The organism is Streptomyces sp. NPDC048604, from assembly GCF_043199435.1.
Taxonomy (GTDB): Bacteria; Actinomycetota; Actinomycetes; order Streptomycetales; family Streptomycetaceae; genus Streptomyces.
The window spans coordinates 646,877-661,081 of record NZ_JBICVX010000001.1 but is presented as its reverse complement, the minus strand read 5'-3'; the positions used below and the strand labels follow the sequence as shown (position 1 = coordinate 661,081).

General features: G+C 72.0%; 10 protein-coding genes. 9 read left to right on the top strand and 1 reads right to left on the bottom strand.

Features of this window, described 5'->3' with window-relative positions:
• Positions 1 to 89: 89 nt before the first annotated feature.
• The 4 genes from obgE (at position 90) to ACGFMM_RS03175 (ending at position 6,968) form a co-directional block, all read left to right on the top strand.
• Positions 90 to 1,529 (top strand): GTPase ObgE, encoded by a 1,440-nt coding sequence (obgE, locus tag ACGFMM_RS03190; RefSeq protein WP_393642580.1) that lies wholly within the window; start codon positions 90 to 92, stop codon positions 1,527 to 1,529.
• Positions 1,530 to 1,938: 409 nt separating this feature from the next.
• Positions 1,939 to 3,438, top strand: coding sequence for an SDR family NAD(P)-dependent oxidoreductase (locus ACGFMM_RS03185; RefSeq protein WP_393642578.1), 1,500 nt, complete (start codon positions 1,939 to 1,941; stop codon positions 3,436 to 3,438).
• A 154-nt stretch (positions 3,439 to 3,592) separates the two neighbouring features.
• The gene (locus ACGFMM_RS03180) at positions 3,593 to 5,701 is read left to right on the top strand and encodes a hypothetical protein (RefSeq protein WP_393642576.1); all 2,109 of its coding nucleotides are present in this window, start codon (positions 3,593 to 3,595) and stop codon (positions 5,699 to 5,701) included.
• 118 nt (positions 5,702 to 5,819) lie between these two features.
• Positions 5,820 to 6,968 (top strand): glycosyltransferase family 2 protein, encoded by a 1,149-nt coding sequence (locus ACGFMM_RS03175; protein ID WP_393642575.1) that lies wholly within the window; start codon positions 5,820 to 5,822, stop codon positions 6,966 to 6,968.
• A 1-nt stretch (position 6,969) separates the two neighbouring features.
• Here ACGFMM_RS03175 and ACGFMM_RS03170 read toward each other — a convergent pair whose 3' ends face one another.
• Positions 6,970 to 8,973, bottom strand: coding sequence for a hypothetical protein (locus ACGFMM_RS03170; protein WP_393642573.1), 2,004 nt, complete (start codon positions 8,971 to 8,973; stop codon positions 6,970 to 6,972).
• Positions 8,974 to 9,209: 236 nt separating this feature from the next.
• On the opposite strand from ACGFMM_RS03170, the gene proB reads away from it, so the two are divergent.
• The 5 genes from proB to ACGFMM_RS03145 all read left to right on the top strand — a co-directional run bounded on the left by proB (position 9,210) and on the right by ACGFMM_RS03145 (position 14,202).
• On the top strand, positions 9,210 to 10,337 hold the full coding sequence (gene proB, locus ACGFMM_RS03165) for a glutamate 5-kinase (RefSeq protein WP_393642571.1): 1,128 nt from the start codon (positions 9,210 to 9,212) through the stop codon (positions 10,335 to 10,337).
• A 162-nt stretch (positions 10,338 to 10,499) separates the two neighbouring features.
• Positions 10,500 to 10,991 carry a hypothetical protein gene (locus ACGFMM_RS03160; protein ID WP_393642570.1) on the top strand — a complete coding sequence of 164 codons (492 nt, stop codon included), beginning with the start codon at positions 10,500 to 10,502 and terminating at the stop codon, positions 10,989 to 10,991.
• A 99-nt stretch (positions 10,992 to 11,090) separates the two neighbouring features.
• Positions 11,091 to 12,374: a glutamate-5-semialdehyde dehydrogenase gene (locus ACGFMM_RS03155; RefSeq protein WP_393642568.1), complete on the top strand. Its 1,284-nt coding sequence runs from the start codon at positions 11,091 to 11,093 to the stop codon at positions 12,372 to 12,374.
• A gap of 76 nt (positions 12,375 to 12,450) precedes the next feature.
• On the top strand, positions 12,451 to 13,017 hold the full coding sequence (locus tag ACGFMM_RS03150) for a hypothetical protein (RefSeq protein WP_393642566.1): 567 nt from the start codon (positions 12,451 to 12,453) through the stop codon (positions 13,015 to 13,017).
• A 111-nt stretch (positions 13,018 to 13,128) separates the two neighbouring features.
• Positions 13,129 to 14,202, top strand: coding sequence for a hypothetical protein (locus ACGFMM_RS03145; RefSeq protein WP_393642564.1), 1,074 nt, complete (start codon positions 13,129 to 13,131; stop codon positions 14,200 to 14,202).
• Positions 14,203 to 14,205: the final 3 nt, after the last annotated feature.

The window sequence follows — 14,205 nt, the reverse complement described above, 5'->3', positions numbered from 1 at the left end:
TTCCTGTGCGGATCTTCCGCACGGGAAGCAGGTCCGCCTTTCGCGTGTTAAGCAATAGACATTCCCGTCTGTACCTGGAGGAACACCCCATGACCACCTTCGTGGACCGCGTCGAGCTGCACGTCGCCGCGGGTAACGGAGGCCACGGCTGCGCCTCCGTACACCGGGAGAAGTTCAAGCCGCTCGGCGGACCCGACGGCGGCAACGGCGGCCGTGGCGGCGACGTCATCCTGACCGTCGACCAGTCCGTCACCACGCTGCTCGACTACCACCACTCGCCGCACCGCAAGGCCACCAACGGCAAGCCCGGCGAGGGCGGCAACCGCTCCGGCAAGGACGGCCAGGACCTGGTCCTGACGGTCCCCGACGGCACGGTGGTCCAGGACAAGCAGGGCAACGTGCTCGCCGACCTCGTCGGCCAGGGCACCACCTTCGTCGCCGCCCAGGGCGGCCGCGGCGGCCTCGGCAACGCGGCACTGTCCTCCGCCCGCCGCAAGGCCCCCGGCTTCGCGCTGCTCGGCGAGCCCGGCGATCTGCAGGACATCGTCCTGGAGCTGAAGACCGTCGCCGACGTCGCGCTCGTCGGCTACCCCAGCGCCGGCAAGTCCTCGCTGATCTCGGTGCTCTCGGCCGCCAAGCCGAAGATCGCGGACTACCCGTTCACCACGCTGGTCCCCAACCTCGGTGTGGTCACGGCCGGTTCGACCGTCTACACCATCGCCGACGTCCCCGGTCTGATCCCCGGCGCCAGCCAGGGCCGCGGCCTGGGCCTGGAGTTCCTGCGGCACGTCGAGCGCTGCTCGGTCCTCGTGCACGTCCTGGACACGGCGACGCTGGAGTCCGACCGCGACCCCGTCTCCGACCTCGACGTCATCGAGGACGAGCTCAAGCAGTACGGCGGCCTCGACGACCGTCCCCGCGTCGTCGTCCTCAACAAGATCGACATCCCGGACGGCCAGGACCTCGCGGACATGATCCGCGGCGACCTGGAGGAGCGCGGCTACCGGGTCTTCGAGGTCTCCGCGGTCGCCCGCACCGGCCTGAAGGAGCTGTCCTTCGCGCTCGCCGAGATCGTCGCCAAGGCCCGCGCGGCCAGGCCGAAGGAGGAGGCGACCCGGATCGTCATCCGCCCGAAGGCCGTCGACGACGCCGGCTTCACCGTCACCTACGACGAGCACGAGGACGTGTACCGCGTGCGCGGCGAGAAGCCGGAGCGCTGGGTCCGCCAGACCGACTTCAACAACGACGAGGCCGTCGGCTACCTCGCCGACCGCCTCAACCGCCTCGGCGTCGAGGACGAGCTGATGAAGGCAGGCGCCCGGGCCGGCGACGGCGTCGCCATCGGCTCCGAGGAGAACGCGGTCGTCTTCGACTGGGAGCCGACGATGATGGCCGGCGCCGAGATGCTCGGCCGCCGCGGCGAGGACCACCGCCTGGAGGCTCCCCGCCCCGCCGCCCAGCGCCGCAAGGACCGAGAGGCCGAGCGGGACGACGCACAGCGCGAGTACGACGAGTTCGATCCGTTCTAGTCGGGAGGGCGGCGCGCACGGGCCGGCGGACGGAGTCCGGCGCAGACGTCCGAAGCCCGTGAGGCCCCCTGGGGCCGAGCGGTGCGAGGGCGGCCGTCGAAGCTACAGCCCGAGGGGCCGAGCGGGACGACGCACAGCGCGAGTACGACGAGTTCGATCCGTTCTGGTTCGACGGGTTCGAGCCCTTCCAGTCGGTACGACATAGCGGCCGGTCATCGTTTCGGTGGCCGGCCGGTGTCTGTGTCTTCCGTCACGGCCGTCGGCTGTCGTGGGCGGTGCAACAGCCCTGGCGGGGCGGTGAACAGAGCATGTCCTGGCGATGTGGGGCCGTCGCCGTCCGCCTTGCGAGACGCTCACGGAGAGTGCGACCATCACACGGTCTCCCGTCGTCGCAAGGTAGGTCGTTTTCGTGTCTGTGCCGCATGAAGCCAAGCTCCGCACCACGGCAGTCGTCCTGGCCGGCGGCACCGGCCAGCGCGTCGGGCTCGCCATCCCGAAGCAGCTGCTGAAGATCGCGGGCAAGGCGGTCATCGAGCACACCCTGACGATCTTCGAGCAGGCGGACTGCGTCGACGACGTGATCGTGCTGATGGCCCCCGGCTTCGTCCCGGACGTCGAGAAGATCGTCGCCAAGGCCGGTCTGACCAAGGTCACCCGCATCATCGAGGGCGGCGCCACCCGCAACGAGACCACCGAGCGCGCCATCGCCGCCCTTGGCGAGGGCCTCGCGCAGGGCGAGGACCGCAACGTCCTCTTCCATGACGCGGTCCGTCCGCTTCTGTCACAGCGCGTGATCAAGGACTGCGTCGACGCCCTCGACCGCTACCAGGCCGTCGACGTGGCCATCCCGTCCGCGGACACGATCATCGTGACCCGCACCCACGGCGAGGACGGCGAGTTCATCACCGACGTCCCCGACCGCTCCCGGCTCCGCCGCGGCCAGACCCCGCAGGCGTTCAAGCTCTCCACGATCCGCCGCGCCTACGAGATCGCCGCCGGCGACCCCAACTTCCAGGCCACCGACGACTGCAGCGTCGTGCTCAAGTACCTGCCCGACGTGCCGATCCACGTCGTCGCGGGCGACGAGTACAACATGAAGGTCACCCAGCCCGTCGACGTCTTCATCGCCGACAAGCTGTTCCAGCTGGCCTCCACCGCCGCCCCCCGCCCGGCCGACGAGGCCCGCTACCGCGAGCTCCTTCAGGGCCGCACCTTCGTCGTCTTCGGCGGCTCGTACGGCATCGGCGCCGACATCGCCGCGCTCGCCGAGCAGTACGGCGCCAAGGTCTACGCCCTCGGCCGCTCCACGACCGGCACCCACGTGGAGAACCCCGAGCACGTCGAGCAGGCGCTGACCACCGCGTACTCCGAGACCGGCCGCATCGACTACGTGATCAACACCGCCGGCGTGCTCCGCATCGGAAAGCTCGCGGAAACCGACAACGCGACCATTCAGGAAGCGTTGCACGTCAATTACCTGGCCCCGGTCCAGATTGCCCGTGCCGCGTACAAGTACCTGGCGGAGACGAAGGGCCAGTTGCTGCTCTACACCTCCTCCAGCTACACCCGCGGCCGCGCCGAGTACAGCCTTTACTCGTCGACCAAGGCCGCCATGGTGAATCTCACGCAGGCTCTCTCCGACGAATGGGCCGCCGAGGGAATCCGGGTCAATTGCGTCAACCCGGAGCGCACCGCGACGCCCATGCGCACCAAGGCCTTCGGCCAGGAGCCGGCCGGCTCGCTGCTCTCCTCCGAGGCGGTCGCCCGCACGTCGGTGGACGTCCTGCTCTCGGATCTGACCGGACATGTGATCGACGTCCGGCAGCAGGATCCGACGCGGGAGGCGTCCGAAGCGTCCGGGTTCGAGCAGGCGCTGGCCGCCGTGCTTGACCGCCAGGAAGATGTGTAATACTCGCCAGATGTGTTTTTCGGGCCTCTTCAGTAGCCAAATCGCCACTGCAGAGGCCCGAGTTCATGAACGTCCGATTCATCGGACTTCCCCCCCACGTTCTCCCCATGTTTCATGTGAATAAGCTGCACCCCCCCTCTGGAGCAGATTCTTCGTGATTTCGACCGCCATTCGCCTGGCGCGCGTGGGCAGCAGGTCAGAGCTGGCCGCCGCTCTGCTCATGGCGCTGGGGTATCCGTGCGTTCTCGCCGGTGCCCTGCTGCCCAACATCTGGCTGTTCGCGGGTGCGAGCGCCGTGACCTACGCCACCGACTGGTATCTGCACCACAAGCGCAGTTACCTCGTCGACCGACTGGCCAAGGTCCGAGCCGGCCTGCCGATCCGCTTCCTGGTGCGCCAGCTGTTGCTGATTCTGCTGCTCGCCCGCGAGGACCTCGCCGAGCAGCCGGTCTTCTACGCGGCGGTCGCCTGCTTCCTGCTCTTCTACGCCCTCCAGGCCCCGCACGGCGCGCTGACCACCCTGATCCGGCTGCGCCGCACCATGCCGGTCGTCACGCGCAACGTCGACCTGCACGCCCTGCGGATCGCGGACGCGCCGCCGAAGGCCCTGGTGCACCGCTCCGGCGAGAAGATGCTCCACCTGGACGTCCCGGCCGTGGCCGGTCTGCTCTGGGCCGCCGCCACCGGCCGCACCCTCGCCGGCTTCGTCGGCATCGGCATCACCCTCGGCCTCGGCCTGCTGTACGTGCTGCTCCTCGTGCCGTACCTGCGCCGCAGCCGGCTCGTGCCGTCCGCGCCCGCCGTGCTGAAGGCCGTCAACAACTGGCTGCACGAGTACCAGCCGACCGTCGTCATGTACTTCTCCGGTGCCGACGCCTCCGCGTACCAGGTCAACATGTGGCTGGACACCATGCAGCACATCGACGGCCGTCCGGTCGTCGTGATGCGTGAGCGCAGCCTCGTCCCGAAGCTGGCGGCCACCGACGTGCCGATCATCTGCGTGCCGGGCGGCACCCACATGATGAACCTCGACCTGTCGTCCGCGCGGGTCTGCCTCTACCCGGCCAACGTCGGCAAGAACATCCACATGCTGCGCGTGCCCACGATGAAGCACGTCTTCATCGGGCACGGCGACAGCGACAAGCTGGCCAGCGTCAACCCGTTCTCCAAGGTGTACGACGAGGTCTGGACGGCCGGCCGGGCCGGCCGCGACCGCTACGCGCTTGCCGACGTCGGCGTCCGCGACGAGGACATCGTCGAGGTCGGCCGCCCGCAGCTGGCGCCGATCGAGAGCTGGACGGGCGCCCCGAAGAACCCCGTCCCGACGATCCTCTACGCCCCCACCTGGGAGGGCTGGGACGCCAACCCCGGCAACACCTCCCTGCTGCTGGCCGGCGAGAACATCGTTCGCGCGCTGCTCACCGCGAAGAACCCGGTGCGGGTCGTCTACAAGCCGCACCCCTTCACCGGCCTGGTGAACAAGAAGGCCAAGGCCGTCGACGAGCGCATCCGGAAGATGATCGCCGAGGCCGCCGCGGCCCGCGCCGCCGAGCCCCGCTGGGCCGAGGAGGCCGCCGCGGCCCGTGCCGGGCAGGAGGCCGCGAAGGCCGAGCTGGTCCGCCTGGAGGCCCGGCTCGCCGTGCTCGAGAACCCGTTCCGCAAGGGCGGCGACGAGTCGGAGGAGTCGCGGGTCGCGCTGGCGGACCCGGAGCGGCTGGCCGAGACCAAGCGGCTGCGGGCCGAGTGGAACGAGGCGTACTGGCGCTCCTTCGGCGGGTGGGAGCACAAGGCCGTCACCGGCGCCAAGCCGCACCTCTACGACTGTTTCAATGAGGCCGATGGAATGGTTTCGGACATTTCCAGTGTGGTCTCCGACTTCATCGCGAGCGGCAAGCCGTACGCGGTCACGGACTCGGCCGAGGTCGGGGCGGACGAGTTCAAGCGGCAGAACACCGCCGTGCGTGCCGCCGTCATCCTGACGAACTCGGCCGCCGAACTGGACGGGCTGCTCGACGCGGTCGCCGACCCGGCCGCCGACACCCTCGCCGAAGCCCGCCGTGACCTGCGGCGTTACCTGCTCGGCCCGGATTCGCCGACGTCCATCGAGCGCTTCGACGCGGCCCTGCGGACCCTCGCCGGCAAGGCCGAGGCCCGCAACGCCGGGTTCGCCCAGCGGCTCGCCGAGCAGCCGACGGCGCCGGAGATCGACCGGGAGGCGGACGACTCCCTGGAGCCCGAGGAGCGCACCGCGGCGACGCGCTGACGCGGCTTTACGACCCGTTCGTCTCACGTTTACGCACGTGAGAAGGCCCGCGAACACTGTCCGACAGTGTTCGCGGGCCTTTGTGCGTCTCCGTCGGCAACTGCCAGACTGCGTGCCGATGACCGAAAACACCAGCCTTGCCACCCCTGACGTCACCGTGATCATCGGGGCGTACGAGGCGATGCCGTACCTCGAGAAGTGCCTCGAATCCGTCGAGAAGCAGACGATCGGCGCGGACCGCGTCGAGATCGTCGCCGTGGACGACGGCTCCACCGACGGCACGGGGGAGTGCCTCGACGCCTTCGCGGCGCGCAGCACGGTGCGCACCCGCGTGGTCCACCAGGCCAACTCCGGCGGCCCCGGCGGCCCCCGCAACACGGGCCTCGAACTGGCCGAGGGCCGCTACGTGTTCTTCCTCGACGCCGACGACCACCTCGGCGAGGAGGCGCTGGAACGGATGGTCGCCATGGGCGACCGGGCCGGCACGGACGTCGTCCTCGGCCGGATCGAGGGCGTCAACCGCAACGCGGCCAAGTCGATGTGGGGCGCGACCGTCGAACGCGCCGACATCTACACGTCCAACGTGAAGTTCACGCTCAGCGCGCAGAAGCTGTTCCGCCGCGAGCTGTTGATGCTGCACGGCATCCGCTTCGACACGACGATGCGGACCGGCGAGGACGCGCTGTTCACCATGGAGGCGTACCTGCGCGGCGACGGCGTCTCCGTCGTCGCCGACTACACCTGCTACTACCTGGTGGGCCGCGACGACGGCAAGCACCTCACCAAGTCCGGGGAGTACGACATCCGGTTCCTGTCCGCGCAGCGCCTGATGGAGCTGATCGCCGCGCACGAACCCCCGGGCGAGCAGCGGGACCTGCTGATGATCCGCCCGTTCGTGACGACACTGCTGCCGCAGTTCGGCCACGTTCTGCTGCGCCAGGACGACGAAACGCTCCGGCACAAGCTGGAGTTGGCGGCGCCGCTGATGAGCGCGTACTGGACGAAGGGCGTCGCCCGCCGCCTCAAGCCGGAGGAACGCCTCCGCCTGACCTGCGTCGCGCTGGGCAAGGCCACGGAGCTGAAGGCGGTGGCGGAGTACCGGCGCACGAAGCAGAAGCCGGAGACGGTCACCCGTCGAGGCCGCCGCTACCTGGCGCTGCCGTACTTCGGCGACAGGGCGGCGGGAATCCCCGCGTGGACGTACGAGGTCATGGGCCCGACGCCGCTGCAGCGACTGCGGCGCAAGGTACGGAGGTTGTGGGGCTGACTCAGCCGTCCCGCCCCGCCACCCGCGTCCCCGACTCGCCCCGCGGCCCCGGCACCCGTGCCCCCCGCGCCGCCGCCCGGGCGCTCAGCGCCTCGACCGCGGCGGCGAAGCGGACCGGGGACGGCGGGTCCGCGGGCCCGAGCAGCTGCTCCTTCAGCTCGGCCCGCACCCCCGCCAGCCGGTCCTTCGAGGGATCCCGCACCGCGTCGAGCAGCGCCGGCACCCCCCGCGCGTCCGGCGTCAGCACCGTGGCCGCGCGCACCGTCGGGAACACGGCCCGGAACTCGTCCTCCGACAGCCCGCCGGTGTTCGCCACCGCGTACGGCTTCCCGCTCGCCAGGAAGTCCGAGACCACCGACGACACGTCGCTGACCAGCAGATCGGCCCGGTTGAAGCAGGAGTACAGCGACGGCCCCGCCCCGGTCACCACGCGGTGCTCGCGCGGACCGAGCGCCGCCCAGTACGCCGCCTCCCGCTCGGCCTCCGCCGCGGCCACCGCCGCCGCTCGGCCGGGCTCCGGCGCGCCCTGCAGCAGCATCCGCTCCGCGCCGTCGGCCCGCGCCGGGAACGCCCGGTCCTTCGCGGACCTCCCCGAGGCCGGCCCGGCCCCGTCCCGTACCCGGCCCGCGCCCACCAGCCTCCGGATCCTGGCATCGGCCGCGGCCGCCCGCGGACTCACGGACCCGGTCATGGGGTGCGGCTTGTACAGCAGCCGTACGCCGGGGTCGGCCAGCAGCGCCCGGACCAGGTTCTCGCCCGCGAGGATCACCGAGGTGTTCCCGGGGTCGTCCGTCCAGCCCTCCCAGGTCGGCGCGTACAGCACGGTCACCGGCCGCCCGGCGGGCGGGCCCGCGTACGGCTCGATCGGGGCGAGCTGCGGCCGGCCGATCTCCACCACGTCCCGGTCGTCCACGCCCACCTCGGCCCGCGCGTACCGCTCGCGGGCCGCCGGACCGGCCACCCACACCTCGTCGTACGCCTTGGCGTAGGGATTGCAGCTGGAGAGCTTGTCGCTCTCGCCGTGGTTCACGAAGGCGTGCTTGATGGAGGGGATCCGCAGCACCTGCGAGGTCTTGCCGGAGTTCGCCGGGTGGAGCAGTACGCCGAGCGTCGACTGCTCAAGGCGCATCAGATGCGCGACCTTCGGCACGCAGATCACCGGGAGGTCCGTCGGGCCGATCTTCTGCATCATGAACCGCTCGCGCAGCACGATCACCGGCCGGCCGCCCAGCGCCGCGAGCGGCTCCAGCCACATGTTCGCCTGGTACGCGGAGCTCGTACCGCCCGAGAAGTACATCCCGACCGTCGGCCGGTACACGGCCAGCCAGGCGTCGAACCAGGCCAGCACCTCGGCCTCCCCGGCCGGCCGCCGCCCCGGCAGCAGCCAGGCCAGCAGCACCGCGAGTCCCGCGCCCGCGAGGAGCACGGAGAGCGCCACCCCGGCCCCCGCCCAGCGGCCGTCGCCGGTCAGCGCCGTCGCCACCAGTCCGGACGTGGCGGGCAGTCCGGTGGCGAGCAGCCGGACGCCGGGGCGGCGGGCGAGCAGCGCGGGCGGCGCGGGCCGCAGCCGCAGCGCGGAGGCGTCGATGTTGCGGGTGAGGACCGGCAGCGCACGGCTGCGGCGCACCTTGACGACCGCGCCCTGGCAGGCGAAGTACAGGGCGTAGCAGAGCAACAGGCCGTAGCAGAGCGGCAGATAGTGCCGCCCGGGGCCGTCAGGCTCCAGGTTCATCAGCCCGGCCACCAGCAGCAGGTCGCGGATCAGGTGGCGCACCATCACATCGGCGCGGGCCTTGGACAGCACCCGGCTCAGCCCGCGGTGGCGGCGGTGCAGCAGCATCTCCGCGCCCAGCCCGGCGGCGGTGGAGGCGGCGAGCAGGCCGGCGTCGGGGCCGACGGCCCCCGCGACCTGCCCGGCGAAGGCGGCGCCTAGCGCCGCGAGCGGACCGAACCGCCGCAGTCTGCTCCGTCGGCCGGTCCGGCGGAGACGAGCGAGAGGGCGCACGGCGGACTCCAGAGGGCGCGTGGGGGACCGGTCAGCGGGTAGAACGAGCCACGACGGACGATTCGTCCGGAACGGCCGGGAAGTTCACCTGAACCGGCCGCGTGCCGCGCACGCGGTTTACGCGAGAGCGGCACACGCGGTTCGCGCGAGAGTGCCTGCGGCCTCTTTGTCCAGCCCCTGTCCAGCGGCTGGAATACGCAAGCGACCCGCGCCGGACCTGACATAGATTCGGACTCGTGACAGTGGCAAGGCAGTACGTAACGGAAGCCCGAAGGATCGTCGTCAAGGTCGGCTCGTCCTCGCTGACCACCGCGGCCGGCGGCCTCGACGCCGACCGCGTCGACGCGCTCGTCGACGTCCTCTCCAAGGTCCGCAGCGGCGGCGAGAAGGAGATCGTCCTGGTCTCCTCCGGTGCCATCGCGGCCGGCCTGGCCCCGCTCGGACTGGCCCGCCGCCCGAAGGACCTGGCCCGCCAGCAGGCCGCCGCCAGCGTCGGCCAGGGCCTGCTCGTGGCCCGCTACACCGCCTCCTTCGCCCGCTACGGCATCCGCGTCGGCCAGGTGCTGCTCACCACCGACGACACCAGCCGCCGCGCCCACTACCGCAACGCCTACCGGACCCTGGACCAGCTCCTGGCGATGGGCGCGCTGCCGGTCGTCAACGAGAACGACACCGTCGCCACCGACGAGATCCGCTTCGGCGACAACGACCGGCTCGCCGCCCTCGTCGCCCACCTCGTCCGCGCCGACCTGCTGGTCCTGCTCTCGGACGTCGACGGGCTCTACGACGGCGACCCGGCCAAGCCCGGCACCGCCCGGATCGCCGAGGTCACCGGCCCCGAGGACATCGCCCACGTCGAGATCGGCACGGCCGGCAAGGCCGGCGTCGGCACCGGCGGCATGGTCACCAAGGTCGAGGCCGCCCGGATCGCCGCCGCCGCCGGCGTCCCCGTGGTGCTCACCTCCGCCAGCCGCGCCGCCGACGCGCTGGCCGGCCGCGACACCGGCACGTACTTCCGCCGCACCGGCCGCCGCTCCGCCGACCGGCTGCTCTGGCTCGCCCACGCCTCCACCCCGCAGGGCGCGCTCACCCTCGACGACGGGGCCGTGCGCGCGGTGGTCCAGGGCCGCAAGTCGCTGCTGCCGGCGGGCATCGCCGCCGTCGAGGGCGAGTTCGTCGCCGGCGACCCGGTCGAACTGCGCGATTCCGAGGGCCGTGCCGTCGCCCGCGGGCTGGTCAACTTCGACGCCAAGGAGATCCCGCAGCTCCTCGGCCGCTCCACCCGCGAACTCGCCAAGGAACTCGGCCCCGCCTACGAGCGCGAGGTCGTCCATCGGGACGATCTGGTCGTCGTCCGTACCTGACCGGACCTGACCGGACCTGAAAAGGCTGAAACTCCGGTCATCCGTTGGAGAGGTTCACCAAAACCGCCCCATCTGCGGCCCGGGACTGGTCAACTTTGTCTCGGGGGCAAGACAAGGCGGGGTACAGCACAGCAGCACACGCATCACAACAGGAGGCCGCCGGTGAGACGAGCGCGCCCAGGGGCTGCGCCCCGCGGGACGTCCGAACGCGCCCTGACGAGCGTCGAGGCCGGAGCCGACTTCGGTGCGCCGAAGGACGACGTCGTGGACGGCAGCACGGACACGACCGAGGCACGCGTCGAGGAGCGGGTGGTGTCCAAGCTCTGGCACATCACGCTCACGGTCTCGGGGGCGGAGGCCCCGCTGAAGGAGGTCAGGCGCGGGCTCGAACAGCTGGCCCACGACCACCCCTTCCTGCTGACCAGCCGCTATGCCAACGACCACGCCGAGATCCGGTACTGGGAGGAGGCCCGCGACCTCCACGACGCCGCCGCCGTCGCGCTGCGCCTGTGGGGCGAGCACCGGCAGACCGCGAAGCTGCCGCCGTGGGAGATCGTCGGCCTGGAGGTCATCGACCGCGAGACGTACCACCAGCGGATCGCCGAGGGCTACGGCCCGCCGCCCGCCGCCCCGGTGGGGGTGCACCCCTACTGACGGCCGTGACGGGCGGGGGCGGTTTCCGGCCGTCCGGGGAACGTCTCGCAGAACGGGATGTACGAGGGAAGTCCGCAGCGGTGCCAGTACCCTGCGGACATGACCTCGCTCACGCCCCTCGACAACCTGTCCCCCGTCGCCCGGGCCGCCTACCACGCCCGCGCCGCCGCCGCCGAGATCGCGCCACTTCCGCGCGCGGCCAAGGACGACGCCCTGCTGGCGATCGCGGACGCGCTCGAGGTCCGGACCGGGGAGATCGTCGAGGCCAATGCCGAGGACATCGCCCGCGCCCGTGAGGCCGGCACCAGCGAGTCCGTCATCGACCGGCTCACGCTCACGCCCGAGCGGATCCGCGCCATCGCCGCCGACGTCCGGCACGTCGCCGCCCTGCCCGACCCGGTCGGCGAGGTCGTCCGCGGCTCCACCCTCCCCAACGGCATCGACCTGCGCCAGGTCCGCGTCCCGCTGGGCGTCGTCGGCATCATCTACGAGGCCCGGCCCAACGTGACCGTCGACGCCGCCGCCCTCTGCCTGAAGTCCGGCAACGCCGTGCTGCTGCGCGGCTCGTCCTCCGCGTACTCCTCCAACACCGCCCTGGTGAAGGTGCTGCGGGACGCCGTCGGAGGCGCCGGGCTGCCCGCCGACGCGATCCAGCTCGTCCCCGGCGAGTCCCGCGAATCGGTGCGCGAGCTGATGCGCGCCCGCGGTCTCGTCGACGTCCTCATCCCGCGCGGCGGCGCCTCGCTGATCAAGACGGTCGTCGAGGAGTCCGTCGTCCCCGTCATCGAGACCGGCACCGGCAACTGCCACGTCTACGTGGACGCCGCCGCCGACCTCGACATGGCCGTCGAGATCCTGGTGAACTCCAAGGCCCAGCGGGTCAGCGTCTGCAACGCCGCCGAGACCCTGCTCGTCCACCGGGACATCGCCGACGCCTTCCTGCCGCGCGCCCTGGACGCCCTCGCCGAGGCCGGCGTGACCGTCCACGCCGACGAGCGGGTGCTCGCCCGTGCCGAGGGCAGCAAGGCCACCGTCGTGGCCGCCACCCCGGAGGACTGGGAGACCGAGTACCTCTCGTACGACATCGCCGCCGCCGTCGTCGACTCCCTCGACAAGGCCGTGGAGCACATCCGGCTCTGGTCCTCCGGTCACACCGAGGCGATCGTCACCACCTCGCAGGCCGCCGCCCGCCGCTTCACCCAGCTGGTCGACTCCACCACGGTCGCCGTGAACGCCTCCACCCGGTTCACCGACGGTGGTCAGTTCGGCTTCGGCGCCGAGATCGGCATCTCCACGCAGAAGCTGCACGCCCGGGGCCCGATGGGCCTCCCGGAGCTGACCTCCACCAAGTACATCGTCACCGGCGACGGTCACGTACGGTAATCGGACTGTCTCGAAGGGGCAGGGATAGTTCGCACTCTCCCTGCCCAAAGCCCCCTCCCAGGTCTACTCTGAAGCCGTGCCGGACGACGTGGGGGGCAAGCCGTTCCAGGACGGCCAGGACCCCGAGGACTCTGTCGACCGCGGAGGCGCAGACGAATTCGCCGCCGTGGTCTTCGACGAGGACTTCGTCCGGGCCGCCGCCTTCCACGAGCCGACCGCCGTCGAGCGGCTGCTCGCCGCCGCCCAGGCCCGCGCCGAGGCGGACGCCGCCCGGGCCCGCGCCCGCCGCGCCGCCGGCGACGACGACTTCTACGAGGACGGCTACGACCCCGCGAGCGGCCTCGGCGGCCCCGACCTCGACGACTACGACGAGACCGGCCCGTACGGCCCCCACGGCGGCGCCCTGCGCCCCTACCGGGGCAGCGCCCGCTGGCACCGGCCGGTCGCCTGGGTGCTCGCGCTGGTGATGGGCGTCGGCATGGTCGCCCTCGCCTTCACCGCCGTCTACCGCGGCGCCACGGCCAACCGTCAGGAACCCGCCCCGGTCCCCACGACCTCCGGGATCGACATCCCGTCGCCGGGCGCCACCTCCGCCGTGGCCCCCGTCGTCGTCCCCACCGCCACCGGCCCCGCCGCTCCCTGACCGCGCCGCGCGGCGCGGTCGGCAGTCGCGCCGGGAGTCCCGTCGGGAAACTTCCGAACTTGTCGTGTACCTGCGCGTTTACGGATGTCCGTACCGACCTACTCTGAAGGTATGGCAGGGCGTGGCGACCCGCCTGAGGGGACCCCAGAGGGGCTCCCCGGCGGAGGAGAGGACGAGTACCGATCCGTCGTCTTCGACGAGTCGTTCGTCCGCGCTGCCCGCCTCCAGGAGTTCTCCGCGCAGGAACGGATGGGGGAGCACGCCCGCGCCGTACGCTCCCGCCCCGGCGGGGAACCCGGCCGCCGCTCCCGGCAGCCCGTCGTCCTGGTGCTGCTGATCCTCCTCGCCTTCGGCACCGCGATCTACCTCGGGGTCCGCAACCCCTACCAGCCGCCCGCCGTCCACCGCGCCGAACCGCTGTGGACCACCGTCACCCCCCTCGCCCCGCAGGGCCCCGTGCCCGGCGGCGAGCCCGCCGAGCTGCTCTCCCACAGCCCCGCCGCCGAGTACCACGCCGGCGCGGCCGGCATCAACCTCCCGAACGCGGGCCGCACCGAGCACTTCTCGGAGAGCCAGGTCGTCACCGCGCTGTCCGTGGCCAAGGACTACCTCGTGGCCTCCTCGCTGGCGCCCGACGTGCTGTCCGGGGCCACCACCCGGCCGGTGCGCCTGCTGATCGACCCCGACCAGCAGGCCCAGTTCGACCGGAGCGTCGACGCCTCCCGGGCCGACGGACGGCACGCCCTCGCCGGCTGGCTGATCAGTTTCGACCCGGCCCGGGCCACCGTGGACCCCGCCACCCGCGTCCAGGGCACGCTCCGCTTCGCGGAGATCGACGCCGACCTGCTGCAGGTGACCGCGGACCACAGCTTCACCTACACGCTGCGGCCCGCCGCCTCCGGACCGGAGCGCGCGGCCTCGCTGTTCACCGTCCATCGCCAGCTGCAGTTCCGCTTCGACCGCGAGGACCTGCGGATGCACCGGGCCGAGCTGCTGACCAGCCAGGTCGCCGCCGGGCCGCAGGCCTGCGCCCCCGACGCCGGCGGCACCCTGCGGCCGCTGCTGGCCGGCGAGCGGACGCCCCCGGCGGACGCGCCCGCGGTCACCGATCCGTACGCCACCGGCGACCGGGCCGTGACCCCGCTCTGCGGCACCCTGGCCCCGAACGCCCAGCCCCGCCTCTGAACG

Excerpts from the sequence above, each read along its gene's own strand:
- ACGFMM_RS03175 (WP_393642575.1), top strand. The coding sequence starts at position 5,820 with ATGACCGAAAACACCAGCCTTGCCACCCCTGACGTCACCGTGATCATC.
- ACGFMM_RS03155 (WP_393642568.1), top strand. The coding sequence starts at position 11,091 with ATGACCTCGCTCACGCCCCTCGACAACCTGTCCCCCGTCGCCCGGGCC.
- obgE (WP_393642580.1), top strand. The coding sequence starts at position 90 with ATGACCACCTTCGTGGACCGCGTCGAGCTGCACGTCGCCGCGGGTAAC.
- ACGFMM_RS03145 (WP_393642564.1), top strand. The coding sequence starts at position 13,129 with ATGGCAGGGCGTGGCGACCCGCCTGAGGGGACCCCAGAGGGGCTCCCC.